Below are 25,434 nucleotides of genomic sequence, written 5' to 3'. Positions count from 1 at the left end.
AAAGTATTTATATCTTAATTAAGTGTACCTCATAACAGACGGAAGTGCTGTAATGGGCGGCAATGATCGGATTTTCCAGAATTAAGACTGCTTCATCATTACTGTGATTAGCCGCTTTTGACCAATTGTGAGAACCTGTAACTACTTTTTCTGAGTCAATTACAGCAAACTTGTGATGTAGTAAATCACCCCTGGGTAAAGTCGGTACACCCACACTAGTTAAGGGATTTCCCCAAGGATTATTATCTACTTCATATTGACAATTATTACTCAAAGCTACCCCCATCATATCCATAGCTTCGCTGTAATAACGATAGGCAAATTGGGCATCAATCAAAGCACGGATGGAGACATTTTGTTGATGACGGGTTTTAAGAATATTAGACAAAGGCTGTTCGGAAAACACAAACAACGCCATATCAATAGATTTAGTCGCTGATTTTAAACTTTCCCCAATTAAACCGTTACTAGATATACGCCAGGGTTGGCTGGGGGAAGTAGGGGAAAAATGGACAGTAATTTTGGTTGTACCTACATTAACATTTTGGGGCGATCGCATCGGTTTTTGCAACCCAAATCGACTATCTGGCTGACCTCCCGGACCATCACCCCACATAATATTAAACTCTTCAGTAAATAAACCAGCTAATTCTCGACTATCAATGAGTAAAAAATTATTCGCATTCCCTAAAGTGCTAATATTACCATAATCGCCGTGGATATCACTGAGAGTAAAATTAGCTGAAGTTTTAATTACCCAACGATTATCCACCACCACAAATTTATGATGCATCAAGCCACTACCGGCGGAACCATCAGCAGTGTCATCTATCCAAGGAATCTGGGCATTGTGTAAAATTACTAAAGCATCCCGTTGATCAATCTCTTGTTGGCTGAGTTGCTGATCTTTATTTAAGTCAATAAAATCATAAAATTCCTGATAACGGGCTTGTTCTCTCGCCGTTAACTGCTGTACCTGCGCGGGTGTTAAACTACTCCAAGGGCGACTGTAATTATTTTCTAAAATTACCCTCACCTGTACACCTGCTTTTTGCTTTGCTACTAGGGCTTGGGAAATTTTGGGTAAGCGTAACTCTTGAATAGCGATATCTACTGTAGAGGTAGCTTGATTAATAGTATCAATAATTTTTTGTTCTAGGTTATCCCCCAGGCGGGTTTTTTGGCGGTAAGGTTCGGAATATTTTGCTGAGGGGGAATGATTAAAATAAGCTTGGATGAAGGGATCTTGGGGTAAAGCTGCTAAAAGTTGATTTTGCGATGAGACTTTTTGACAAGCCACTAAAGCCAAAACCAGTAAAAATATCAGAAAATATTTGCGTCGTGGGAAAAACTGCACGGTAATTTGTTAAAAATAAATTGGGATGGAACAAATTTATAGTTCCCAAAATTGCTTCAATATTAAACTTTGTATGAGTATTGCTAACAATACAATCAGGTTTTGCCCAGCGTGTGGTTTCACCAATTATTGCTAATATGCAGATATATTTAGATTACAGTGCTACTACTCCCACTCGCCCAGAAGCGATCGCCGCTATGCAAGGAGTCCTCAATCAACAATGGGGCAATCCTTCCAGTTTACACGAGTGGGGACAACGCGCCGCCACAATTTTAGAACAAGCCAGAATCCAAGTTGCAGGATTAATTAATGCACCATCACCAGAATCGATAGTTTTTACTGCTGGTGGTACTGAGTCGAATAACCTCGCCATTATGGGCATTTCTCAATTGTATGCCATACCCCAACATATTATTATTTCTCAAGTAGAACATTCGGCTATTTCGGAACCTGCGCGCTTGTTGGAAATGTGGGGTTGGGAAGTGACTCGCTTGGGTGTAGATAGCAAAGGTAGAGTTAACCTCCAGGATTTAATAGCAGCATTGCAAGATAATACGGTTTTAGTGTCGGTAATTTATGGACAAAGTGAAATCGGTACAGTCCAACCAATTCAAGAATTAGCCAAGATTACCAAGCAGCATGGCGTTTTATTTCACACAGATGCAGTCCAAGCTGCGGGACGCTTACCTATAGATGTGGAGAAATTACCAGTAGATTTACTTAGCCTTTCCAGTCATAAAATATATGGTCCCCAAGGGGCGGGGGCGCTGTATGTGCGTCCGGGGGTAGAGTTAGTCCCTTTGTTAAGTGGTGGTGGTCAAGAAATGGGATTACGTTCTGGTACTCAAGCTGTACCTGCGATCGCAGGATTTGGAATTGCAGCTGCATTAGCTACGTTGGAATTACGGAGTGAAACAGATCGTTTAATTAAGTTGCGCGATCGCCTATTTTCTAACTTAGCAGATATTCCTGGTTTAATCCCCACAGGCGATTTAGAAAAGCGTTTACCTCATCATGTCAGTTTCTGTTTAGAACAAGCCGATGGTAAAAAAGTCAGTGGTAAAGCTGTGGTCAGACAAATGAATTTAGCTGGTATTGGTATTAGTGCCGGTTCTGCCTGTCACAGTGGTAAACTTAGCCCTAGTCCTATACTCTTAGCAATGGGTTATCCAGAATCAGCTGCGTTGGGAGGTGTGCGCTTGACTTTGGGGCGTGAGACTACGGAAGCTGATGTTGATTGGGTGGCGATGGTGTTTAAGCAAGTTTTGCAGAGGTTAATTTCTTAATTTTATTCATCACCTTCAGCAAAATTTACTTTTTCGTAAAGGTCGCTCAGTTGAATGTTAACATCAACTGTTTGCAGCGATAAAATTGCCGATTCACCTTCAAGTTCATTAAATAACCATTGACCTTCTGCCGTTTTCACATACTGCATAACATGATATTGGTATTGGTCAATTAAAACATATTCCTTAAATTCAGGGATAGAACGATAATATAAAAACTTGTCTCCTTGGTCGTAATTTTTAGTCGATTTGGATAAAACTTCCGCAATTAGCAGAGGATTCATCACAGTAGTAGTATTAGTTCCAGTATAAACAGGTTGTCCCTCAATTACCATCACATCTGGATAAGTATACTGCCGATATCGAGGTATCCATAAGCGAACATCACTAATATAAACATCATAATTTTTGCCTCTCAAAGCAAACTTCAAGTAAGCATAAAAATTCCCAGCAATTTTATTATGATTAGTAGTACCACCCGTCATAGGAATAATTTCTCCATCGCGGTATTCGCTTCTAAATTCTGCTTCTTCTTCAATTTCCAAATATTCTTCAGGAGTGTAGTAGCGTTTTTGTGTTTCTAACTGCATAAACATATCACCTATTTCTCAGTAACTGAAACTTATCTAGACCCACCCAAAAAACCGGAAAATAAATATTGAAAAAATCATAATAGTATTATAATTTTACCTAATGGTATAGCAGCCCTAAATCATTTGTGAACTTCTTCCCTTGGCGCACTACAGCCCTTGCGGGTATCGCTGCGCGCGGACGACTAGCGCCCTGGGGGCATACGCTGCGCGAAGGCGGTTCGATACTCTAAACTTGGTGAATTATACACATTTTGCGTTATTAATAATAAAAAGAGAAAAAGTAGAGATCAAACTCTAAATGGCTCGCACACCCACCTTAAAATTTGATCGCGGTACGTTAATTTTACATCCACCACCACGCGGTAAAGGTTGGATGGATTATGCTACTTGGGATGATCGGGTGGAAAAATTTCGCATTCCCGCCATGAGATATCGCGCTGTAGTCGAATCACTACAAGCAGAAGATGTTTACTTTGTAGACGAAGCCAAAGAATTTTATCCCGTAGATTTAATTCCCAGTATGGAAATGGAGCCTTACCCCCACCAAACTGAGGCTTTAGCAGCTTGGAAGTTGGAGGGAAGGCAGGGGGTTGTGGTCTTACCTACGGCGGCGGGAAAGACTTATTTGGCGCAAATGGCGATGCAATCCACACCCCGGACTACTTTAATTGTGGTTCCAACTTTGGATTTAATGCACCAGTGGTATGCTCATTTGGTGGCGGCTTTTCCTGATGCTGAGGTGGGTTTGTTGGGTGGTGGTTCACGCGATCGCACTGCAATTTTAGTGGCGACTTATGATAGTGCGGCTATTCATGCGGAAAGCTTGGGAAATAAGTATGCTTTGCTGATTTTTGATGAATGTCATCATTTACCTACTGATTTTGGGCGGGTAATTGCAGAGTATGCGATCGCCCCTTATCGTTTAGGATTGTCAGCAACACCAGAACGCACTGATGGAAAACACGCTGATTTAAATATTTTGATTGGCCCGGAAGTCTATCGCAAACGCGCTGAGGATTTGGCGGGTGGTGCTTTAGCGAAGCATGAAATTGTCCAAATTAAGGTGAAGTTATCACAGCATGAGCGAGAAAGATACAATACATTAATTCAAACTCGCAATGATTTTTTGCGCCAATCTAAAATTGCTTTGGGGAGTATTCAAGGTTGGCAAATGTTTGTAAAAATGAGTGCGCGATCGCCTGCTGGACGTAGGGCTATGTTAGCACACCGGGAAGCGAAAAATATTGCTTTGGGTACTGATGGGAAGTTAAGAATTTTAGCGCATTTATTGGCGGAACATTTCCCGGAAAGGATTCTCATTTTTACGGCTGATAATGCGACGGTTTATAGTATTTCTGAAAAGTTATTAATTCCGGCGATTACTCATCAAACTCCTGTGAAGGAACGCCATGAAATTTTAAGTAAGTTTCGGGAGGGGGAATACAATACTTTGGTGGCTTCTCATGTTTTGAATGAGGGGGTTGATGTTCCTGCTGCTTCTGTGGCGATTATTTTGTCGGGGACTGGTTCGACTAGGGAATATGTTCAGCGTTTGGGTCGGGTGTTGAGAAAGGGGAATGTGGCTAATAAGCGGGCGATTTTGTATGAGGTGGTGGCTGAGGATACGAGTGAGGAGGGGACTTCGGCGCGACGTAGGGGGGAAGAGAGGACAAACGAACCGCAAAGACGCAAAGGACACGAAGGGAAGAGGGAAAAGAAGGGGACTTTACAGGTTGTTTATGGGGGTGGGACGGGTAGCACTCCTAAAGCTGCGGAACAGTTAGAAATTAAGTATTCAACGGATAAGAATAATGTTACCGACGGATTTACTGAGTCATCGCCAAAACGGAGAGGAAATTATTCCGAAGAGGTTGAAGATTGATCACAAAAGTATGGAGTTGGGAAATGAGTTGATTGCTTGTTTTGAGGAGGTGAAGGGGAAGTCTCAGGGGGTTTTAGAACGTCAGCTTTTGGATTTGGAGGGAGACGCGACGGATTATCGGGTGAAGCGGGGTTTGGCTTATATTCTTAAGAGTAGTTTCTGCACTTTTGAGGTGGTGAGTCCTCTGGAACCGCCTATGTTACGGGAACGGGTGTTTGCTTTGGCGGCGAAGTCGGTTCCTAGTGGGGAGTCTACTCAGGTGACTTTAACTAAAATTGCTGATGAGTTGAGTCAGGAATTGGAACGTGAGGTTTTGTTGGAACAGGTACGCGATGGTTTATATGCTGATTTGGCTGAAAATAAGATTTTAACTAATTTTGATGCGCCGAGTCCGGTGGATTTATTAAATAGATATAATTTGTCTCAGGTACAGGGAATTTTTTATAAAGCTAGTAAGTTAATTTTAAATGCTCATCGTAATGTTCCTGGGGAATATAAGCTGTTATTTCGTTATTTAAAGCTGTTTCAATTAATGGCTTATATTGAAGGTGATGCTGACCACGGGTTTACAATTACCGTTGATGGTCCGACGAGTTTATTTAATCCTAGTACGCGATATGGGCTGGCGATCGCCAAATTAATTCCGGCTTTACTTCATGTCACCAAATGGAGTCTTTCCGCCACGTTACAAACTCGTGATCCTTACACCAAAGCCTGGAACACAGGACGATTTACCCTCAATTCTGAATGTGGTTTGGTGTCTCACTATTCCAAGGGTAAACCTTACGATAGTATGCTAGAGTCATCCTTTGCCGATAAATGGGATGCACTTAAAACAGACTGGGTATTAGAGCGAGAAGTGGATTTATTACCAGTTCCTGGTAGTGTGATGATTCCAGATTTTCGGTTAGTACATCCTGATGGTCGTGATTATTTATTAGAAATAGTTGGTTATTGGCGACCAGAATATTTACAAAAGAAATTTTATCAAGTGCGGACTTCTGGATGCGACAATTTAATTTTAGCAATTTCCGAAAGATTAAACTTAGAAAAAGCCGGAGTAAAATTAGATAACGTCCCCGCCAAAATAGTCTGGTTCAAAGATAAGTTATTACCCAAAGCAGTATTAGCAGTAATTGAGGAGGATGAATGAAAAGTATAGAAACAATTGCTATAGTGAAATAAGCATCAAAATTAACGAGTATTTCTCACCAATAAACTTCACATTTTGCTAAAATATTTGTACCATCCGACCAAGGTAAAACTCATGAAAAAATACAATGTTGTAAAAATTCATGCACATTATTACCCGCGCAAGACTGTCAGAGTTTTCGGAAAAACACGCTAATGCACAAGCCAGCCTGCGACTATGGTATAGAATTACATCTTTAGCTGAATAGCATAACTTGGTAGAGTTACGTCAAACTTTCTCCTCAGCAGATCAAGTTGGTAATTTTACAGTTTTCAATATTGGTGGTAATAACTATCGACTAATTACCCTTGTTGATTACAAATTTCAAAAAGTTTTTATCCGTCACGTTCTTACACACGCAGAATATGACAAAGAGGATTGGAAAAACGATCCTTGGTTGGTTTAGATACTAGCTATGCTTTTTCGTTAAAGTTTGATCAAAATCCCTCATAGGAATTGAAACTCTCGGACACTAGGCAAAATGACATCCAAAACACCTATTACTGAAGCATATATCGAATTACTCACAACTTTTCCTCCTCGTCCCATCAATTCTCAGGAGGAATTTGCTGCTACGCAAAAAGTAATCGATTCCCTAATTGATCAAAGTGAATTAACAAAAGACGAACAAGACTATCTCAATGTTTTAGGGACTCTCGTATATGAGTACGAAGAAAAACACAACGTCATCCCTGATATTTACGGTGTAGAATTGCTCAAAGCTTTAATAATTGAACTTGGTTTAAAACAAAAAGATTTAGTTCCTATCTTTCAAACCGAATCCATCATATCTCAAATCTTAAGTGGTCAACGCGAACTAACAGTTAACCACATTAATCAACTCGCCAAAAGATTCCACATCTCTCCGGCAGCATTTTTCACATCACATTGAAACTCTCCGCGTACTTTTGCGTTTAAAAAAAATCCATCTCACTCATTCTCTGTTCCAACAACTCCAACAACTCATTTATATCCTTCCCCACCTCCTCAAAACAAACCGCCGGAGGAGGTTCAGGCGCAAACTGAATCAACTTAAGTTCACCCTTCCCAATCCCAATCATCACCACCTCCATTTCAGGTTTATGATGATCAACAATACCCAAAATTTCCTGAAGCCGATTATCAACCTTATTATTTAAATCTTCTATCGCCGCTTGAGGACAATAAATAAAATGAGGAGTTGGCTGTAAATCAATCCCCACAGTACCCTGAATATTGCCATTTTCCAACCACAACCCCCAAAAAAGCGCCGCTAAATCGCGCTGATTTTCCTTGACAAACCTATCCAACTGGCCACGCCACTTGCTATTCCCTGATTCAGGTTGACTACTTCCAAACATCATAAACTCTCTGCGTCTCTGCGCCTCTGCATGAGACCTATCTTAACCCACATTGCACACACCAGAGACCTACATAAACAGTATCCTGATCTACAGTACGCTACGCGATCGCAATTTTTGGTCGTTCTCCACCAGATAATTGAGGACGTGTCACCATAGTATGGAGTTGCCTAAAGATGCAAAAGGAGATAGAACCTTGAAAAGTCAGCAATTGGGGAATTGGCAAACCACAGTTTTTGGAATTGTGTTAGCACTCATTGTCCTCATCGGACTAAATTCCTTTGTAATTCTCACCCCAGGACAAGCAGGAGTCATCAGCATCTTAGGAAAAGCTAGAGATGGTGCGCTACTAGAAGGTATTCACATTAAACCACCCCTTGTGTCGGTAGTTGATGTCTATGATTTGACAGTTCAAAAATTTGAAGTCCCAGCCGAAAGTTCTACCAAGGATTTACAAAATTTATCAGCCAGATTTGCCATTAACTTTCGCCTTGACCCCACACAGGTGGTGGAGGTGAGAAGAAAGCAAGGAACTTTAGCAAATATTGTCTCAAAAATCATCGCTCCTCAGACACAGGAAGCATTTAAAATCGCTGCTGCTAGAAGAACTGTGGAAGAAGCAATTACTAAGAGAAGTGAATTAAAAGAAGACTTTGATTTTGCTTTGGGCAATCGCCTGGCTAAATATGGGATAATTGTGTTAGATACTAGCGTAGTTGACTTAAATTTCTCACCAGAATTTGCCAAAGCTGTAGAAGAAAAACAAATAGCCGAACAACGCGCGCAAAGAGCCGTTTACATAGCACGGGAAGCTGAACAACAAGCACAAGCAGATGTGAATCGTGCTAAGGGTAGAGCCGAAGCTCAAAGACTCTTAGCAGAGACTCTCAAAGCCCAAGGTGGGCAGTTAGTTCTGCAAAAAGAAGCAATTGAAGCTTGGAGAAATGGTGGCTCTCAAATGCCAAATGTCCTTGTTATGGGTAGTGAATCCAAAGGCGGTGTGCCATTCCTTTTCAACCTGGGAAATCCCGAATACAATCAACCATAATTTGAGTAAATAATGCAAAATGGGGTGGGAGTAACCCACCTCAGATACCAAAGCCAAACCCAGAAAATCATCAACTGATTTATGACCACACCAAATCATCAAAATCTGACCATCTCCGAAGCCACTAAAATTCTGAATAAATTCAACTGTTTAGACATCGCCCCTATTCTCAAACCCTCAGAAAAAGCTTTAGTGGGTCGGGCTTTAGTTTTGGTAACTAGTATTTCGGACTACCAAATATTAGGGATTTGTGCTGATACAGCAGAAGAAGGCATATTGGCTATGAGGACTTATTCTCATGCTTTTGGTTATGAAGTACCCAGTGATTTAGCCACCCCAGAAGGGCCAGTTTATATCAAATTAAATGGCAAAAATGGCTTATGTTATCTGGATTCATACTCAGGACATCATCGAGGCGTATTAATTTCTTGCCAGTCTTATAATGAAGGGGGAATTAACGAAATGTATGGACATTTACCCTTGGATTTATTTGCGTAGCATTTCATCCCTGTTCCTGGGAGCATTCCAACAGTAGGACGTAAGAGAAAATTTTACAGTTAAATGAAGTATGGCAAGATATCAGTAACCACAGAGTTTCTGAACAGGTTACAGAGATAATTCTGTACTTCATTCACATTACAACCACTGTCAAATTTTCTCCAGACACTGACCAATGATTAATGATTAATTTTTATGGGTATTATTACACTACAATCAGTTAAAAAAGATTTTGGCATCAAAGAAATTTTAAGAGATGCTAGTTTCAGTCTAGATGCTACTGATAAAGTCGGCTTAATTGGGACTAACGGTTCTGGTAAATCAACTTTATTAAAAATGATTGCCGGATTAGAATCAATTGATAGCGGACAAATTACCTTTAGTTCTGGTGCAAAAGTCATTTACTTACCACAGCAACCAGATTTAGATGAAAATCGCACCGTTTTAGAGCAAATTTTCGCTGATGCTGGGGAACACCTGGCTTTGGTGCGGGAATATGAAGAATTATCTCACAAATTGGTTCACCATCCTGAAGATAGTCAGTTGATGTCCCGCTTGTCTCAAGTCATGCAAAGCATGGAAACCACTGGCGCGTGGGAACTGGAAACCAACGCTAAAATTATTTTAACTAAGTTAGGTATTTCTGATTTTGATGCTGTCATCGGGACTTTATCCGGAGGTTATCGTAAGCGTATCGCCTTAGCCACAGCTTTGTTATCAGAACCAGATGTTTTACTCATGGATGAGCCAACTAACCATCTGGATGCGTTTTCTGTGGAATGGTTGCAAAGTTATTTAAATCGCTTTCGGGGCGCACTTTTACTTATAACTCACGATCGCTATTTTCTCGATCAAGTGACAAACCGAATTATTGAAATTGACCGAGGCGATATTTACACTTATTCAGGTAATTACTCATATTACCTGGAAAAGAAAGCTTTAGCGGAAGAATCGGCAATTAGTAGCCAACGCAAACACAAAGGTATCTTACGCCGGGAATTAGAATGGTTAAGCCGGGGACCAAAAGCCAGAAGTACCAAACAAAAAGCCCGGATTCAACGGGTTGAAAGTTTGCGAGAAACTGAGTTTAAACAAGTTCAGGGGAAAGTTGATATTTCCACAGTTAGCCGTCGCATTGGTAAAAAAGTTATTGAATTAAATAACATTTCTAAAGGCTATGATGGACGGATTTTAATTAATGATTTTACCTACGAATTTAGTCCAGAAGACCGCATTGGAATTATTGGCGGGAATGGAACTGGTAAATCAACTTTAATGGATATGATTACCAAACGTATTCAACCAGATTCCGGTAGTGTGGAAATTGGGACGACAATTCACATCGGCTATTTTGACCAGCATTCAGAAGAGTTACTCTCAGCTGTAGACGAAAATCAGCGCGTGATTGATTACATTAAAGAGGAAGGGGAATTTGTCAAGGTTTCTGATGGGACTCAAATTTCTGCTTCTCAGATGTTAGAACGGTTTCTGTTTCCCGGAAACCAGCAGTATGCGCCAATTAATAAATTATCTGGGGGAGAAAAACGCCGTTTGTTTTTACTGCGGACTCTGATCGGTGCGCCCAATGTGTTAATTTTAGATGAACCTACCAATGATTTAGATGTGCAGACATTGGCGGTATTAGAAGATTATTTGGAAGATTTCCCTGGTTGTGTAATTGCAGTTTCTCACGATCGCTACTTTTTAGATCGCACTGTAGACACCATTTTTGCTTTGGAAGAAGGCGGGAATCTGCGAAAATATCCCGGTAATTATTCAATTTATCTGGACTATAAGAAAGCAGAAGAAGAGGCCGAAAAGCAACATCAAGCTAGCAATACTCCCGAAAAAGCACCAGCAGATACTAAAGTTGTAAATTCATCTTCAGACACCGAAAATAAAAAGCGTCGGCGACTGTCAAACTGGGAAAAGCGGGAATTTGACGAGTTAGAAGGTAAAATTGCTAAGTTGGAATCCGAGAAATCTGAAGCGGAAAAAGCCTTGGTAAATGTCTCTCCTGGGAATTACACCCAAGTGCAGAAACTCTATGAACAAGTGGAAAATCTCAAGCAATCGATTGATGTAGCGACAGAACGCTGGTTAGAATTAGCTGAGATGGAATAAAATCGGTAACAAATAATATGTCAATTAAAGTTGGTGATCCTGCGCCTGATTTTTCTCTCAGCGCTCAAGACGGTTCCACAGTTAGCCTCAACGATTTCCGGGGTAAGCAAGCTGTTGTTTTATACTTTTATCCCAAGGATGATACACCGGGATGTACAGCCGAATCTTGTGCTTTTCGGGATCAATATGAAGTGTTTAAAACTGCTGGTGCAGAGGTGATTGGCGTGAGTGGAGATTCTAATCAGTCTCACCAAAGTTTTGCTAGCAAGTACAATTTACCTTTTACTCTTTTGAGTGATCAAGGGGACAAGGTGCGGAAGCAATATGGCGCAACGGCAATTTTTGGTTTTGTCCCCGGTCGTGTGACTTATGTGATTGACAAGGAGGGTGTTGTGCAGTACGTGTTTGATTCCATGTTTAATTTTAAAGGTCACGTTGAGGAAGCGTTGAAAACTCTGCAAAATTTGGCTGTGAAGTAGGGATTGGGGACTGGGTATTGGGGACTGGGTACTGGGTACTGGGTATTAGATAGTAACAATCTTTTCCCCCACACTTCCCACACTCCCTACTCACTACTCCCTCACTTATGAGTGTGGACTTTTTCAGACACTGCATGATGACCATTGCTATTGTGTCCGTTGGTGTGTCCGTTACTATTACGGGGTTGAATCACACCATAACCGCCGTGGTTACGTTCGTAAATCACATTAATTGCTCCAGTTTCGGAGTTATGGAACATATAAAAGTCATGTCCTACTAGTTGCAGCTGTTCTGTGGCTTCTGCAACGGTCATCGGTGGCATGGAAAAATATTTTGTTCGGACAACCTCATTGGGTAATTCAGGGGTGCGATCGCCAATTAAATCTGCTGCTATTGGTTCGGGAACTAATACTTTATTTGTAGGTAGGGCATTAGTTTTCTGGTCTTGGCGTTTTTCTTTATATTTACGCAGTTGACGGGCGATTTTATCTGCCACTAAGTCAATGCTGGCGTATAAGTTTTCGCTGCTTTCCTCTGCACGGATAACGTTACCATTTGCATAGATAGTAACTTCCGCCGCTTGCTTGGTAGTAATTCGAGGATTACGGGCGACGCTGAGATGTACATCCACTTCGTTGGTGATGTTTTGGAAATGACTTACAGCTTTTTCAATTTTTTGATGTACATACTCCCGAATAGCATCGGTGATTTCAATATTTTTGCCGTGGATGACAAGCTTCATGTAAACTCTCCCACTGAATATATATGATGTGAATTTGTTTTGTTTGAAAAGAAGTCGCGGTAAGCTTTTTCACTACCGCCAAAACAAATTTTGAACAATTTTAATGTACTGCTTTTGCGTTTGCTCGATTGTCGATACAAACGACTTATTATACCCACCAGCCAGTGCATTCGTTCTGATTGATTTGGCGTGATGCTTATTGCAGAGAGTCCCTCCTAACACCGTTGAGGTTATAGATTCAAGTTAGCACTTTGTATTCTGTAATGCAATTTCCTGGGATGAACCGTTAAAATCCTTTGCATAGCTTGACATTTCTTGACTGAAAAAATTTAAATTGCCATATATTTAATCCATAAACTAGTTGATTTTTAGCATGATCCGTAGTATGGAAACACATAAGAGGCGTTGTTTGTTATTTAACCAAGGGTTGATACCGTATATGGATGCTCTTTTATGGCAGCGATCGCTTCTCCAAAAGCGCATTCTTCAACCTAATCTGGAAGATGTGTTAATCTTGCTGGAGCATCCCCCTGTCTACACTTTGGGACAAGGGAGTAACCCCGAATTTCTCAAAGACTTAGATATAAGTAAATTTGATATTCACAAAGTTGAACGGGGTGGCGAAGTTACTTACCATTGTCCTGGTCAAGTAGTGGGGTATCCGATTTTAAATCTGCAATATTATTGTAAAGACCTGCATTGGTATCTGCGGCAATTAGAAGAGGTATTAATTCGGGTATTGGCAGTTTATGGCTTGAGTGGCGATCGCCTACCGGGTTTCACTGGTGTATGGTTAGAAGGGCGCAAAGTCGCCGCCATTGGGATAAAAGTCAGCCGTTGGATTACCATGCACGGGTTCGCATTAAATGTTTGTCCTGACATGGCAGGTTTTAAACATATTATCCCCTGTGGAATTGCTGATAAACCTGTAGCCAGTTTAGCCCAATGGATACCCGGCATTACCTGCGAAGAAGTAAATATTCATATAGCCACATCCTTTGCAGAAGTCTTCGGGGTAGAATTAGTCGAGACAATGAAAGACTAAACAGATTTCTGATATTCTAACCGTAGTTGTGGAACATCAACCCTTTCCCCCTCATAAAATTGAACACGGCTAACTTCTTGCAAACCCAATTCTGCAAACTGGGCTAGTTCAGAATTAGACAAAGGCCAGGGAGGTCCATCAGGTTCTATATCTGTGTCTCTAAACCGATTAATTACTAATAAAATTCCCGTTGCGGCGACTACAGAAGCCACTGACGCAATCAAAGTAGAACGGATATTTAAAGGTAAAGCTTGAATATTCCGAATTTCCACAACTAAATCAAAAGCCTGATGCCATTGTGAAGGAAGCGCCAATAAATCTGCAACTACATAGTTTACAGAAGAATCAGGAAATCGTTGCTGACACCAATTAATAGCCGTTGGGGAAATATCAAAAGCGGTGACTTGGAAACCCTTGTCTGCTAGAGCTTGTGCATCATCGCCCAAACCACACCCAATCACCAGCGCCGAAAGTCCCTCACCGGAAATATTACCACTACTGAGCCAATCTTCTAGATAAGGATGAACAGTTAATTTCGCCCAAGGAATTTGAGTCACATCACCTTGAGACTCACTATACAAAATATCAAACCATGCAGTGGGATTTGAATCTTGTATGGCTTGGGTAGCTAATTCTTTCACCCTTTGCTGTAAACTTTCTGGTTGTTTCTCAAACATCTCTTACTCTCTGCGCCTCTGCGCCTCTGCGTGAAATAATTAATTGAAAAACCCCCCAGAAATTCCCAGGGAGTTTTAAAGCTATTCAATTTTTCTGGACAACTATACAGGATTAGGTTGAGTTTTATTTTGCAATAGCTGAATAATCGCTGCTTTTTCTAAAATTCCCACGAGGACACCATTTTCACGAATCACAGAAATTGCAGATAACTTTTGTTGTTCGAGTAATTGTACTACTTCTAACAGGGGTTGATCTGATTTGACTGTGGTAGTTTGTTCAATGGACTTCATGACTGCGCTGACTGGAGTTTCTGTCCATTGTGTTGTGGGAATAGTTCGTAAATCATTCAGATTAATTGCGCCGATTAATTTTCCTTCTTCATCAGTGACTAAGAATGTTTTCCAGTCTTGATTGTTAAAAATTCGTTGGTCAGCAAAGTCTCTGAGGCTATCATTGGCAGATACAATGGGGCTGTTGAATGTCACAGCATCTGCTGCTGTCAACCCGGTGAATTGTTCTTGTACTCTAGCAAATTGTGCTGTTCTTCCGGCATTTTGCAACAAGAAGAAACCGATTAATAAGTTCCAGGAGTTGGCGAAGCTACCAAAGAATAATAGGGGAATTAAACCAGAGGCGATCGCTACCCAACCAAATACTTGTCCGACGCGACTAGCAAAAGTTACACCTTTGTAGGGGTTCCCTGTAATCTTCCACACAGCAGCCTTGAGGATATTACCACCATCCAAGGGCAAGCCGGGAATGAGGTTAAATAACGCTAATGCCAAGTTTACAGAAGCCAGAACACTTAATATTGCTGCTGCTGCACCTGTGGCGGCGGTGGTGACACCAATGACTGTAAATACACCAGAGAGAATTAAACTAACTAAGGGACCGGCGATCGCCACCCAGAATGCTTCCCCTGGAGTTTCTGACTCTTTTTCTAAACTAGCTAAACCACCAAATATAAATAATGTGATGGATTTGACATCAATTCCTTGGCGAATTGCCACAAAACTGTGTCCTAATTCGTGGGCGACGACAGAGGCAAACAATAGCAACGCTGTCATCAATCCTAATGATAAAGCTAATCCCCCAGATAACCAGGGAAACTGTGCCGTGAGTCCACTGCTATAGCTCCAAGTTACCAAACCTAGAACTAGAAACCACGACGGATGGATATAGAAGGGAATCCCGAAGAGATTACCAACGCGAATTGTGCCATTCATGCCGTACACCTTTGAATACATTATTAGAGAGTCGCTTTCGCTGTTCTCTATGAATCCATTGTAACGTAATGTTAAAAAGTTTTACTTTTGGATATAGTTGTGGTATCCACACCAAAAGGGGCGGTTTTTGGTAAGAGTCCACAGCAATAGGTGCGAGTTATCACTTTTTTATCAGACTTACGCACAAGTTAGGTAATAACTAACCACCCCAGATGCAGAGAAATCAGGGTTTGAAAGAGTTTTTGCGTAAGTCCTGTCTCATAGTAAATTTGTCTGCGCCTAAAATCTGTGACTTCTACCGAGATTCTGGAGACTTTTGCAGGCGGATCAAGGTATTGTAAACTTGCCGTTTTAGGTTATTATCATTTTGCAGTTCGACAGTAATTTTGTTGAACCGATCAATCGTGAGTCCATTCCGTTCAACTATTTTTTTAGAGTCTTCACAATAATTAACAGCGATATCTTGTACCCTGCGTGGTAGATTATTGATGCTGTTAGAATCGTGACAGATAATTTTTGGGATTTCTCCACCGCCAATCAATTTTTTAATTTCATCAAAAGCCTGTTGACGGGGTGTTTCCATTGCCAAAACAGCTTGGGCGTAACTGGTAATATCAGTATTATTAACTGAATTGTTAACCGCAGGTGTTTGAGCATAGGATTGGGAGCTAAAAGCTAGGCTAGTGGTAACTAAACTCGCACTGGCCAGAATACCTAAAAAGAAACTGCGGGAAAATTTACGTTGCAGGCTGGTGGAAAGAAATAAATTAGGGATTCTTTTGATAAATTGCATAGGAAAAAAGTATAGCCGGGATATGTTAGTAGCTTTGAATTATTTTAGTAGTGATAAGTTCCACAGAACTATATATCAATTTAAGTTTTATATTTCATCTCATTGCCGTTGGCATAGTTGACAAAGTTCAATTACTTTGGTTTGAAGTGTAGATATTTCCGTAGCTCCTTGCTTGAGACTTACTTCTAATTCTAGTAATATCGGTAAGCAAGAGATTAGTTGCTGTACAGAAAGTAATTTAACTTCTTCTTGTAAAAAGTAAATCCGTTTAGGATTACCGACTTCAGCAATTTGGGCGATGGTTTGGGAATTACGTTCCCCACTTTCCATAGCAATTTTCACCAGCAACCAGGTACGGAATTGACCTATTAAAGTAGCAACTATCCTTAATCCGGGTTCAGCTGCATTGATGAGGTCAGCCAAAATAGTTAAGGCTTTAGCTGTGTCTCCCATTCTCGTTGCTGCGGCCAATTGTAAACTATTTTGTGTAGTATTTCTGACTAATTTTGTAATAGTATCTACGTCTAAAGGCTTACCACTTTCTGAGGTATAAAGTCGTAGTTTCTCCATTTCATTGTACAACAGTCTTGTGTCATTACCTACAGCTGCGGCTAATATTTCCGCAGTTTGGTCAGTTAGTTTTACTCCTACAGTTTGAGCAACTTGATTCACCGACTTTACCAGTAATTCCGTCTTCCAGGGAGGAATGAGGGGAAATTCTCGCCACTCACTGGCGGATTTTTTGAGTAATTTGGTTGATTTGAGGCGTTCATCTGGTTTGTTGCGGGTGGTGAGTAATAACCAGGAGTTTTCGGGAATGACTGACAGGGTGCGAGTGAGTTCTGCTAAAATGTTTTCTGGACAATGCTGACAGAGGGTAGTATTTACTAACCACACCAATCTTCCCCCTGCACCAAAAGCTGGTGTCATTGCTTGATTTAAAGCCGTAATTACCGCATCAGGTTGGTCTGGTGATAGGGATGTATAATTAAAACTTATCCATAGAGGATCAAGGATGCGATCGCGCAATGTCGTTACAGATTTTTCCATAGCGAAATCATCTTCACCCCAGTATATACACATTGGCATAGCTTCACCTCAGAGTACACAGAAGAAGATAATATCCTATAAATATACAGATAGTCAGATAAAAAGTTAAATTTATGAATACATCAACAACAGTGCAACAATTGCAGGCGGAATTGATAACACCAGAAAATTTTAGCCCCTATGGACAGGTGATTTTTGCTAGTGAAGATGGGAAAAATTTTGATATTGAAGATGCCCAATTAAATCTGCAAAATGGCACTCCACGATTTTATATTATGAGGCTAGAGCAGCGCGGGCGCAAGTTTAATAAAATTACTCGTCATTTGCAATGTACCCAATGTTTAGGTTCTTTAGCAGGAAAAGATTGGTTAATTGCAGTTTGTCCACCTCATAACCATTTAGATCAACCAGTATTAGCAGAAATCGCCGCTTTCCGCATACCGGGAAATTGCTTTATTAAATTAAATCAGGGTACTTGGCACGCCGGGCCATATTTTGACCATGATGTTGTAGATTTTTATAATTTAGAACTAGCTGATACTAATATTGTAGATCACTTTACGCATAATTTTATCCAGAGTCATCAACTGGAGTTTGAAATGGTGACTTGAGGGAATAGAGCATAGGTTTAAAAGCGTCCTCTTAAACTATTATAGTTTTACTATCTGCTTGTCAAGCTCAAGTGCTGGAACAGGTTGAAAAATAGGTGCAAAAAATTTGAATATACCACACTGAGTATCAAGTCTCCAGCAGTAAAAATACCTGTAATAGCAGTCCTGTATCAAAGGGAAATCGTTTATACAAATAGACGAATAGCATTATTTAGCGATTACTACCCTACGGCTTTCCTTCTTTCTCTACTTTTTAAATAACTCTGACACAGGTTTCCATATTTACAAATTCATTTCCTGGTATTTAGCTAAATACTTCATTCAGGCTAGAGATAAACGCGATGTTCAGAAGTAAAAAATCATGATTATCCTTGCTCTGTATACCTTATAGAATAAAGACCTCAAACAAAAACCGAAAAAAGCATATTTTTTTAATGGAATACGTTGTAATTATTCGTAATTGGGGGGTAAACTACATATTAAACTGTATTATTTGTGACTGTGACAAGAATTACCCCTGGACAACTGCTGACTTCTAGGCAAAAATTCGGGTTAGATGTAGTCTCCATTTTGGTTTATGGGAGACGGGATGTCGTCTTAGCAATTGATATTACCGAAAGTGTAGGTTTAAATGATCAAGGTCGTATCCGCTTACGTCAGATAGTTGAAGACAGTCTCAAGTCTGGGGATTATGTCTATGTTGTTCCTTTTGCTCAAGATATAGTTTTGAATGAAGTTACAACTATTAAAAATCCATTAGGGACACCTATATATTTTAGTCGTAACAATACAGATAATATTAATAAAATATTAAACAAGATTCCTCTTACCTCTAATCCTAATCACTATGGAACAGATATTCAAAAAGCAGAATTAACTATATATCAAGGTATAGCACAGATTAATCAAAATCGACTTTATAAAAACCGACCAATTAAGCCCCAGTCAGTTGTTTGGGTTACTGATGCACCATTATTTACTCAACGAGGAATTACTTCAGATATTTGGATAGAAACTCCTGCCAATAGCCCCTTTAGAATAGCAGAATCACCCCCAAGCAAAGAAAGAGAAAATTGGATTAATGCTTTACCTTTAAAAAAGCGATCACTTATTATTGATACCCAAAACAATAAAGATTATAAACTATCTGTAGTAGACATTCAACCTACAGTTCAAGAATTTTGTACACCAGCACCAGGAGGTCAAGAGACTTGTTTAGTTAATCCTTATTTATTAAAACAGCTATGGCTCCCTAGTTTAATTTCATTATTAATAATTGCAGTTTGTATTGGGAGTATATTAAATTTTCATACATTACAAAAAAAATGGTATTTAACAATTACAATTAAAGATGATGAAGATCAACAAAAAAAATATCCATTACCAAACAATGAAAAAATTCCCCTTGGTGACGATTCTGGTAAATGTATATATTCTATTGACGTTCCAGGTGAAAAATTACGAGCCTATCTTGAACGTAAAGGTAAAAAGCTGTATTTAGTGCCAGAAAAAGACTCTATAATTGAACTGAACAACAAAAGAATCAAAGCACGGACTCTCATATCAAGTTCTAATTTTACCCTAAATTGTCCCGACGGAAGGCACAAAGAATACGAGATCAAAATCAAAATCAAAAAATAATATTTAGGTAAAAATTATGCCTCAAAACGAAACACAATATAGACGAATTAATCGCACAATTTGTATTGGTTTAGGTGGAACAGGTAGAGATGTTTTAATGCGAATTAGACGCTTAATAGTTGACCGCTATGGAGACTTAAAGAATTTACCAATTGTTAGTTTTATTCACATTGATACAGATAAAGCTGCATCTCAAGTAGCAGGTATTAGAAGTGGGAGTACCTATCATGGTATTGATTTGAGTTTCAAAGAATCCGAAAAAGTCAGTGCTACCATGTCATCTAGGGATGTGACTATGTTTGTAGAAGGACTAGAACGGCGTTTAGAATACGATAGTTATGGACCCTATGATCATATTGGAAGATGGTTTCCTCCTCAACTATTGAGAGATATTAAAGCAGTTGAAGAAGGTGCAAAAGGTATTAGACCTGTAGGGAGGCTGGCTTTTTTTCACAACTATCAAGAAATTAAAACAGCAATTGAAGCAGCAGAAAACCGTACAATAGGACATGAAGGTGTATTGCTGCAATCAGGTTTAACAATAGAACCAGGATTAAGTATTTTTGTTGTTGGTTCTCTTTGCGGTGGTACAGGGAGCGGAATGTTTTTAGATGTTGCTTATAGCTTGAGAAAACTTTATAGTGAGCAAATATCTCAAATCTTTGGATATTTAGTAATTAGTCCAGAATTGTATGGCAATACTGCTAACATGAATGCTAATACTTATGCCGCTTTAAAAGAATTAGATTACTATAGTATTCCTGGGACAACATTTCAATCTTGTTATGATATTGAAAATTTAGAAATTATTCAAGAAAAACGTCCACCCTTTGATTATGCTTATTTACTATCTGCTCAAACCGGAAAAGAATATAAAATTCTATCCCAAGGTAAGCTCTGTAATGTGATTGCTCATAAAATAGCGCTAGAGTTTTCTGGTGAATTAGCTCCAGTTATTAAAGGTAATCGAGATAATTTTCTTCAACACATAATTCAACAAGATCAACATCCACGCCCTAATAACCAGAGATACTTAACATTTGGACTATCTGCAATTTATTTTCCCCGTGATATTATCATCCAAATTGCCTTAACTAAAGTAAGTTTAGAGGTGGTTAAATTTTGGGTAAATGGTAAGGGCCAAAGTCCAGATAGTTTAAACTTAGTTGAAGAATTTTTAATTCAGCATAGCTGGTATAACGATTTAGCAAAACGTGATGGATTAACTAATAAATTAGCCGATTCTATCGAAGAATCGAATAAAACTTTTAGTAATAGTATTAAAACTTGGCAGAATAAATTATCACGGTTAATTGATGAGTGCAAAAATAAAGATGATCGTGGAAATATTCGGCAACAGTTAGGGACAGAATTTTATAAACAATTTCGCACAGTTCAACCAGGGGAAACAGAAAATAATCGTGGCTATTGGTTGACAAAATTAATTCAAACTGCTCCTAAAATTCTCAAAGAACTTACCGTTAATCTTGACGATTATATTATTCAATTACTTACCCCCAGTGAACCCAATTTTTCTATTAAAAACACACGCAACTGGCTAACTGCACTGCAATATGAATTGCAAAAATATCAGATTAATTTACAAGAATCAATCGCTAGTTATAGTGGTATGAAGCGATTAGAAGATGTAGAAAAGAAATGGGATAATGCTGAACAAATAATTGCAGAAATTGAAAATAAACTAGGTATTCCCTTTGTCAATTTTAAAAATATACAATTCCAGGAGGAATGTAAGAAAGTTATCCAGGAGGTTTGCAAACTTATTCGACATAATTTTGAACTAATCACCCAACAAGAAACGCTCAAAATTGTTAACCAATTACAACATCATATTCAAGATAGACTAAAACAAGTTGCGGTTTTTAGCAATTTGGTAGAAGATTTACAAACTACTTATGAAAAAGAAGAAAGAGAATTAAAAGAGTTAAATTTTGATGAAATGAGTGGTGAGGCAATTTTTGATATCGAAGATATAGACCTTTGTTATCAAACGATGTTACCAGACAATGATGTTCGTCCCCAGTTAGTATTAGCCAGTTCAGGAATTATAGAAGAAACAGGTAGAGGAGTATCTTTGGGATTTTTCCTGAATATGGAACGCAATAATTCCTCTCAAATAAAACAAGAAATTGACATGAAAGTTGATAATTTATTTGCTTTTCGTGGGGGGAATATGGTTAATTCTGTGATTAAACGCTTTGTACAGAAATATTCCTTGGCTGCGCGGTCAACTCGTTTAGCACAAATTATGCAGGAAGCTGAACCCTTACTGCGTTTAAATTTAAATGATCCTTATTTCCGAGATGATCCTGCTAAAAGCAGTAAATTAATAGGATATAAAGATACAGACGAAACAGAAGTACGAGATTTTAAAGAAATGTTAGCACAAGATTTAGGAGTCTCAACAACTGTTTTAAAAGCAATGCAAGCAGATGATGAGATTTTGATTGTCAATGAGTATGCTGGGTTTCCTTTAAGATTAATTAGTAATTTGGAAACAATGAGAAACCCATATATAAGAGAACAAAATTCCAACAAATGTTTGTTACATAATGATTCTCGCGCTTCCTTTCCTGATATTATTCCACCTGATGCAAGAAAAATAGAAGAAATAGAGGATATTTTTTATCCTTGTTTAGCATTGGAGTTGTTAAAACAAAATCTAAATACTGAGGAATTAGCGTTTCAACATTATGATTCTTTCCAAGATGATTATTATACTGCTAGTGTGAGTGCCAATTGGATAGAAGCTATAGAATATTTAGCAAATAATCCTAATATAGCTGAAACATTAAGAAAAATTTTGGATGATACAATTGCTGAAATGCAAAATACTCGGACATTATGGGTAAACAAGTATCTCCCGAAACTACGTCAATTTCCAGATAAGCTCAAGAAAATTCCTGAAGATAGTCCCAATTTTCCATATATACCAAGAGTATATGTGTCACCAGAAAATATAAAACCTACAGTAAGAGAAGGCGTAATCAATCGTTTTTGGAAGAGAATGGATGCAAAATTTAGAAATCAAGATTCACTTTTTTCCAGAGATGACATAGGAAATCAAAAAGCTATTGTTGGTGAAATATTACCCAATGACTTTGAAGATAATCCTGATAATCGCTCCAGACGACGGCAAGAACTACAACAGCTAAAACAAGATTTAGATGAAGGTGTTATTACGCTAGAAGAATATGAAGTAGAAAGAAAGAAAATTATGCTTAGATATCCACTGTAGTTTTTAATGGGTAGTTAATCACATCTACCCAGTATTAACAATATCCTGCACTACCAAAAGTCATTTTTATGCCAAATCTACCACCTTACTTAATTGTTATCACTATTGTTCTGGTGATCGTTCCATCTATAGTTACTATTTTACTTCGCATATTTCTTTACCATTATTTGATAACTTTGACTAATAAAGTCCAAAAATTAATCAAGGGACAAACACCCTCACAAATACCAAGCATTATTACAACATTGGAGAATAGATTTAGCAAGGCTAGTAAACAAATAGAACAGATAAATACCGGAGCATTAATTGACCAAGTTTATGCTCATGAAAAAGTCAAGGGTTTTACCTGTGAACAAATAGATTATTTATGTCGAATATTGCCAAATTTACTCTTAGCATTTGGGTTAATGGGAACTTTTTTAGGGATTACAATTAATTTATCTACCCTAAGTCAAACCATTAATCAAGTTAATGCTAGTGATGTAAGTAATTTAGTTGATGAACTAAAAAAACCATTACAAGGAATGAGTATTGCATTTACTACTAGTTTAACGGGAATATTTTTTAGTGCTTTGTTAACTGTAGTCAATTTTATGTTTAATAGTGGACTTGCTAAATATCGCTTCATGAGTTCTTTAGAAGATTATCTGGATAATATTTATCTTCCTAACGTTCAGGGTGATACTCGTCTTGATAAAATAGTTAAAGAAATGGTATCTCAACAAGATATATTTTTAACAAATTTTGGTGACACAGTGCGCGCAGCAGTAGAAAAATCTATGAGTAAGGTAGCACAACAAATTGCTGACGGAAATAAAGAGACTACAGATTTAGCTAGACAAGTATATGAAAGGTTTTCTGAAGCTGCTGGAACTATGGCTCGTGCTGCTGATGATTTTCAAAATTCAATGACAGAGTTAAATTTAACTTCTCAAATATTTAAAGAGTCTGCTGAAACTTTTAATGAAAGTCAGTTTCCTCTGCAACTATCATCAGCTACAATAGATTTGAGTAATACACAACAAAAATTTTCTCAGTCAGCTGCAAGTTTGGCAGCAACAACGGAACTAATTCAAACAGCGTTAATTGAATTTAATAATTGCAGTCATTCTTTAGTTAATTTAACGGAAGAAATCCGAAGTATTAATCAAACTTCAATTCAAGTATTAGATTTACATCAAAATAATCAAAATATTCTTAGTCAAATCATTCCCCAACTCAAACAAGGAGCTAACAGTTACCAAAAAGCAGTTAATAAATTAGATAATTTAGATCAAAGGGTGGGAGAAAAATTTAATAATTTAGAAGAGTTAATAACAGCTATTAATCAATTACTAGAAATTCTCAAAGCACATACAGATGAAGTAAATTTGACAATTAATAATGTAGCAAATAAAATAGATGTAAATCATCAAAATCTGCAAACTTTTGTGAGTAATATTGATGGCTATATTCACCAGTTTAGTGTTGAATTTGGTCTGGAGTTTGCTAATACTCAATCCGATTTAATTAAATTATTACAAGATAACAATTTTCAACTAATTGCCCAGTATCAAAATATAAGCAATAATATAATTAAAATAATTAAAGGTATTGATAAACAAACAAGTATAAATACCAAAGGTTTTCAAGTGCTTATTGGTAATCTTCAAGAATGCAATAAAAATATTTATGATACAAAAAACTCCATTGTCAGACTTAAACAAGGAGTTGAATACCCACGTAAATCAGATTAATTAGTGATAATTTATATTCACAACTAACCAATTCAATCTATGGCTCGCCGTTACCGCTATACTGAAGACAAAGAAGATTTAAACGTTTGGCAGGCTTTTACGGATCTGATCTCTAATGCGTTTATGATATTAGTTTTATTTTTATTTTTAACTATTATCATATCACAAATTACTAATAGTCAAAATAAACCTGATCAAAATTCAGCTAATTTAGCTTTAAAAGTCAAAGAATTAGAGCAGAAAGTAAAATATTTAGAAACTGAACTACAGTCACAAAAAGAATCAACAGATACACCACCAATTATTATTATTAAAGATGAAGGTGATTATAGATTTGCTTCTGGTAGTGCAGAAATACCTGCAACCATGTCAAATTATATTTTGCAACAAATAGTTCCAGAAATAGAAGATAGAACAAAACAATATAATATTAATGTTGTGGAAATAATTGGACACACTGATGGACAACCTAATGGTAATGTCACAAGTAATTTAGATATAAATTTAGAAAAGGTAGTTGCTGGTAGTTTATCAGTGGGTAAATTACAAGCAGGTTCTAATGCTGATTTGGGATTAATGCGTGCTTTATCGGTAGTTAGAGTACTGCGTGATATCCAAGAAAAAGAAAGTAGACTGCGAGGTTTATCATTTCGAGCTTATTCTGCGGCACAGTTAATATTACCAAATGGACAATTTGCAAGTATAGCGCGTCAAGAGGATGTAACGCGAAGACGGATTGAAATCCGCTTTACTCGCCTGGGAGAAGTGAGAGAAGTAAAATAAATTTTAATTGACTAGCCAGAAGTGTTGAATGTTAAGAAAGAGGTGATAAAAATAACCCAAAATATGGTAA

General features: G+C 38.2%; 22 protein-coding genes and 1 pseudogene. 15 read left to right on the top strand and 8 right to left on the bottom strand.

What is annotated here, in order from left to right; translation table 11 throughout:
* Nucleotides 1-49 precede the first annotated feature (49 nt).
* Nucleotides 50-1,357, bottom strand: a pseudogene (locus tag ACM0OP_RS18215) (phospholipase D-like domain-containing protein); the annotation flags it as partial.
* A gap of 137 nt (nt 1,358-1,494) precedes the next feature.
* Here ACM0OP_RS18215 and ACM0OP_RS18210 point away from each other — a divergent pair.
* Nucleotides 1,495-2,643, top strand: coding sequence for a cysteine desulfurase family protein (locus ACM0OP_RS18210; protein WP_414529837.1), 1,149 nt, complete (start codon nt 1,495-1,497; stop codon nt 2,641-2,643).
* Between the two features lie 2 nt (nt 2,644-2,645).
* Here the strand turns inward: ACM0OP_RS18210 and ACM0OP_RS18205 are convergent, their stop codons facing one another.
* Complete coding sequence (locus ACM0OP_RS18205) at nt 2,646-3,233, bottom strand: Uma2 family endonuclease (protein WP_414529834.1); 588 nt, start codon at nt 3,231-3,233, stop codon at nt 2,646-2,648.
* A 301-nt stretch (nt 3,234-3,534) separates the two neighbouring features.
* Here ACM0OP_RS18205 and ACM0OP_RS18200 point away from each other — a divergent pair, with 301 nt between their 5' ends.
* The 4 genes from ACM0OP_RS18200 (at nt 3,535) to ACM0OP_RS18185 (ending at nt 7,202) form a co-directional block, all read left to right on the top strand.
* Complete coding sequence (locus ACM0OP_RS18200; protein WP_414529833.1) at nt 3,535-5,118, top strand: DEAD/DEAH box helicase family protein; 1,584 nt, start codon at nt 3,535-3,537, stop codon at nt 5,116-5,118.
* On the top strand, nt 5,048-6,271 hold the full coding sequence (locus ACM0OP_RS18195; protein WP_414529832.1) for a DUF790 family protein: 1,224 nt from the start codon (nt 5,048-5,050) through the stop codon (nt 6,269-6,271). The genes ACM0OP_RS18200 and ACM0OP_RS18195 overlap by 71 nt, the downstream gene beginning before the upstream one ends.
* 253 nt (nt 6,272-6,524) lie before the next feature.
* Nucleotides 6,525-6,716, top strand: a complete 192-nt coding sequence (locus ACM0OP_RS18190; protein ID WP_414529831.1) for a type II toxin-antitoxin system HigB family toxin — start codon at nt 6,525-6,527, stop codon at nt 6,714-6,716.
* Between the two features lie 75 nt (nt 6,717-6,791).
* On the top strand, nt 6,792-7,202 hold the full coding sequence (locus ACM0OP_RS18185) for a helix-turn-helix domain-containing protein (protein ID WP_414529830.1): 411 nt from the start codon (nt 6,792-6,794) through the stop codon (nt 7,200-7,202).
* A 22-nt stretch (nt 7,203-7,224) separates the two neighbouring features.
* On the opposite strand, the gene ccmS is transcribed toward ACM0OP_RS18185, so the two are convergent.
* Nucleotides 7,225-7,653, bottom strand: coding sequence for a beta-carboxysome assembly chaperone CcmS (gene ccmS / locus ACM0OP_RS18180; protein ID WP_414529829.1), 429 nt, complete (start codon nt 7,651-7,653; stop codon nt 7,225-7,227).
* 193 nt (nt 7,654-7,846) lie between these two features.
* Here ccmS and ACM0OP_RS18175 point away from each other — a divergent pair, with 193 nt between their 5' ends.
* The 4 genes from ACM0OP_RS18175 to ACM0OP_RS18160 all read left to right on the top strand — a co-directional run bounded on the left by ACM0OP_RS18175 (nt 7,847) and on the right by ACM0OP_RS18160 (nt 11,799).
* Nucleotides 7,847-8,698, top strand: coding sequence for a prohibitin family protein (locus ACM0OP_RS18175; protein WP_414529836.1), 852 nt, complete (start codon nt 7,847-7,849; stop codon nt 8,696-8,698).
* Nucleotides 8,699-8,779: 81 nt separating this feature from the next.
* On the top strand, nt 8,780-9,196 hold the full coding sequence (locus ACM0OP_RS18170) for a DUF1824 family protein (RefSeq protein WP_414529828.1): 417 nt from the start codon (nt 8,780-8,782) through the stop codon (nt 9,194-9,196).
* A gap of 195 nt (nt 9,197-9,391) precedes the next feature.
* Nucleotides 9,392-11,320: an ABC-F family ATP-binding cassette domain-containing protein gene (locus ACM0OP_RS18165; RefSeq protein ID WP_414529827.1), complete on the top strand. Its 1,929-nt coding sequence runs from the start codon at nt 9,392-9,394 to the stop codon at nt 11,318-11,320.
* Nucleotides 11,321-11,337: 17 nt separating this feature from the next.
* On the top strand, nt 11,338-11,799 hold the full coding sequence (locus ACM0OP_RS18160; RefSeq protein ID WP_414529826.1) for a peroxiredoxin: 462 nt from the start codon (nt 11,338-11,340) through the stop codon (nt 11,797-11,799).
* Nucleotides 11,800-11,900: 101 nt separating this feature from the next.
* On the opposite strand, the gene hpf is transcribed toward ACM0OP_RS18160, so the two are convergent.
* Complete coding sequence (gene hpf, locus ACM0OP_RS18155) at nt 11,901-12,542, bottom strand: ribosome hibernation-promoting factor, HPF/YfiA family (protein WP_414529825.1); 642 nt, start codon at nt 12,540-12,542, stop codon at nt 11,901-11,903.
* Nucleotides 12,543-12,915: 373 nt separating this feature from the next.
* On the opposite strand from hpf, the gene lipB reads away from it, so the two are divergent.
* The gene (gene lipB, locus ACM0OP_RS18150) at nt 12,916-13,587 is read left to right on the top strand and encodes a lipoyl(octanoyl) transferase LipB (protein ID WP_414529824.1); all 672 of its coding nucleotides are present in this window, start codon (nt 12,916-12,918) and stop codon (nt 13,585-13,587) included.
* On the opposite strand, the gene ACM0OP_RS18145 is transcribed toward lipB, so the two are convergent.
* The 4 genes from ACM0OP_RS18145 to holA all read right to left on the bottom strand — a co-directional run bounded on the left by ACM0OP_RS18145 (nt 13,584) and on the right by holA (nt 17,373).
* Nucleotides 13,584-14,264: a class I SAM-dependent methyltransferase gene (locus ACM0OP_RS18145; protein ID WP_414529823.1), complete on the bottom strand. Its 681-nt coding sequence runs from the start codon at nt 14,262-14,264 to the stop codon at nt 13,584-13,586. The two genes, lipB and ACM0OP_RS18145, sit on opposite strands and share 4 nt — an antisense overlap.
* A gap of 102 nt (nt 14,265-14,366) precedes the next feature.
* Nucleotides 14,367-15,491, bottom strand: coding sequence for a site-2 protease family protein (locus tag ACM0OP_RS18140; RefSeq protein ID WP_414529822.1), 1,125 nt, complete (start codon nt 15,489-15,491; stop codon nt 14,367-14,369).
* Between the two features lie 295 nt (nt 15,492-15,786).
* Complete coding sequence (locus ACM0OP_RS18135; RefSeq protein WP_414529835.1) at nt 15,787-16,275, bottom strand: DUF4168 domain-containing protein; 489 nt, start codon at nt 16,273-16,275, stop codon at nt 15,787-15,789.
* Between the two features lie 108 nt (nt 16,276-16,383).
* Nucleotides 16,384-17,373: a DNA polymerase III subunit delta gene (gene holA / locus ACM0OP_RS18130; RefSeq protein ID WP_414529821.1), complete on the bottom strand. Its 990-nt coding sequence runs from the start codon at nt 17,371-17,373 to the stop codon at nt 16,384-16,386.
* Nucleotides 17,374-17,447: 74 nt separating this feature from the next.
* On the opposite strand from holA, the gene ACM0OP_RS18125 reads away from it, so the two are divergent.
* The 5 genes from ACM0OP_RS18125 (at nt 17,448) to ACM0OP_RS18105 (ending at nt 25,364) form a co-directional block, all read left to right on the top strand.
* On the top strand, nt 17,448-17,945 hold the full coding sequence (locus ACM0OP_RS18125; RefSeq protein WP_414529820.1) for an ureidoglycolate lyase: 498 nt from the start codon (nt 17,448-17,450) through the stop codon (nt 17,943-17,945).
* A gap of 495 nt (nt 17,946-18,440) precedes the next feature.
* Nucleotides 18,441-19,586: a vWA domain-containing protein gene (locus ACM0OP_RS18120; protein ID WP_414529819.1), complete on the top strand. Its 1,146-nt coding sequence runs from the start codon at nt 18,441-18,443 to the stop codon at nt 19,584-19,586.
* Nucleotides 19,587-19,602: 16 nt separating this feature from the next.
* On the top strand, nt 19,603-22,845 hold the full coding sequence (locus ACM0OP_RS18115) for a tubulin-like doman-containing protein (protein WP_414529818.1): 3,243 nt from the start codon (nt 19,603-19,605) through the stop codon (nt 22,843-22,845).
* A 68-nt stretch (nt 22,846-22,913) separates the two neighbouring features.
* On the top strand, nt 22,914-24,581 hold the full coding sequence (locus tag ACM0OP_RS18110) for a methyl-accepting chemotaxis protein (RefSeq protein WP_414529817.1): 1,668 nt from the start codon (nt 22,914-22,916) through the stop codon (nt 24,579-24,581).
* A 39-nt stretch (nt 24,582-24,620) separates the two neighbouring features.
* Nucleotides 24,621-25,364 carry a flagellar motor protein gene (locus ACM0OP_RS18105; RefSeq protein WP_414529816.1) on the top strand — a complete coding sequence of 248 codons (744 nt, stop codon included), beginning with the start codon at nt 24,621-24,623 and terminating at the stop codon, nt 25,362-25,364.
* Nucleotides 25,365-25,434 lie beyond the last annotated feature (70 nt).

The sequence above is a fragment of the Nodularia chucula CCY0103 genome (genome assembly GCF_963923915.1).
In the GTDB taxonomy this organism is placed as follows: Bacteria; Cyanobacteriota; Cyanobacteriia; order Cyanobacteriales; family Nostocaceae; genus Nodularia; species Nodularia chucula.
This window is presented reverse-complemented; position numbering and strand designations above follow the sequence as displayed.

What these genes read in the sequence shown, in the direction of transcription:
- ACM0OP_RS18165 (WP_414529827.1), top strand. Translation starts at nt 9,392, where the DNA reads ATGGGTATTATTACACTACAATCAGTTAAAAAAGATTTTGGCATCAAA.
- ACM0OP_RS18115 (WP_414529818.1), top strand. Translation starts at nt 19,603, where the DNA reads ATGCCTCAAAACGAAACACAATATAGACGAATTAATCGCACAATTTGT.
- ccmS (WP_414529829.1), bottom strand. Translation starts at nt 7,653, where the DNA reads ATGATGTTTGGAAGTAGTCAACCTGAATCAGGGAATAGCAAGTGGCGT.
- ACM0OP_RS18200 (WP_414529833.1), top strand. Translation starts at nt 3,535, where the DNA reads ATGGCTCGCACACCCACCTTAAAATTTGATCGCGGTACGTTAATTTTA.
- ACM0OP_RS18110 (WP_414529817.1), top strand. Translation starts at nt 22,914, where the DNA reads ATGCCAAATCTACCACCTTACTTAATTGTTATCACTATTGTTCTGGTG.
- ACM0OP_RS18160 (WP_414529826.1), top strand. Translation starts at nt 11,338, where the DNA reads ATGTCAATTAAAGTTGGTGATCCTGCGCCTGATTTTTCTCTCAGCGCT.
- ACM0OP_RS18210 (WP_414529837.1), top strand. Translation starts at nt 1,495, where the DNA reads ATGCAGATATATTTAGATTACAGTGCTACTACTCCCACTCGCCCAGAA.
- ACM0OP_RS18125 (WP_414529820.1), top strand. Translation starts at nt 17,448, where the DNA reads ATGAATACATCAACAACAGTGCAACAATTGCAGGCGGAATTGATAACA.
- ACM0OP_RS18205 (WP_414529834.1), bottom strand. Translation starts at nt 3,233, where the DNA reads ATGCAGTTAGAAACACAAAAACGCTACTACACTCCTGAAGAATATTTG.
- lipB (WP_414529824.1), top strand. Translation starts at nt 12,916, where the DNA reads ATGATCCGTAGTATGGAAACACATAAGAGGCGTTGTTTGTTATTTAAC.
- ACM0OP_RS18140 (WP_414529822.1), bottom strand. Translation starts at nt 15,491, where the DNA reads ATGAATGGCACAATTCGCGTTGGTAATCTCTTCGGGATTCCCTTCTAT.
- ACM0OP_RS18145 (WP_414529823.1), bottom strand. Translation starts at nt 14,264, where the DNA reads ATGTTTGAGAAACAACCAGAAAGTTTACAGCAAAGGGTGAAAGAATTA.
- ACM0OP_RS18185 (WP_414529830.1), top strand. Translation starts at nt 6,792, where the DNA reads ATGACATCCAAAACACCTATTACTGAAGCATATATCGAATTACTCACA.
- ACM0OP_RS18105 (WP_414529816.1), top strand. Translation starts at nt 24,621, where the DNA reads ATGGCTCGCCGTTACCGCTATACTGAAGACAAAGAAGATTTAAACGTT.
- hpf (WP_414529825.1), bottom strand. Translation starts at nt 12,542, where the DNA reads ATGAAGCTTGTCATCCACGGCAAAAATATTGAAATCACCGATGCTATT.
- holA (WP_414529821.1), bottom strand. Translation starts at nt 17,373, where the DNA reads ATGCCAATGTGTATATACTGGGGTGAAGATGATTTCGCTATGGAAAAA.
- ACM0OP_RS18195 (WP_414529832.1), top strand. Translation starts at nt 5,048, where the DNA reads ATGTTACCGACGGATTTACTGAGTCATCGCCAAAACGGAGAGGAAATT.
- ACM0OP_RS18170 (WP_414529828.1), top strand. Translation starts at nt 8,780, where the DNA reads ATGACCACACCAAATCATCAAAATCTGACCATCTCCGAAGCCACTAAA.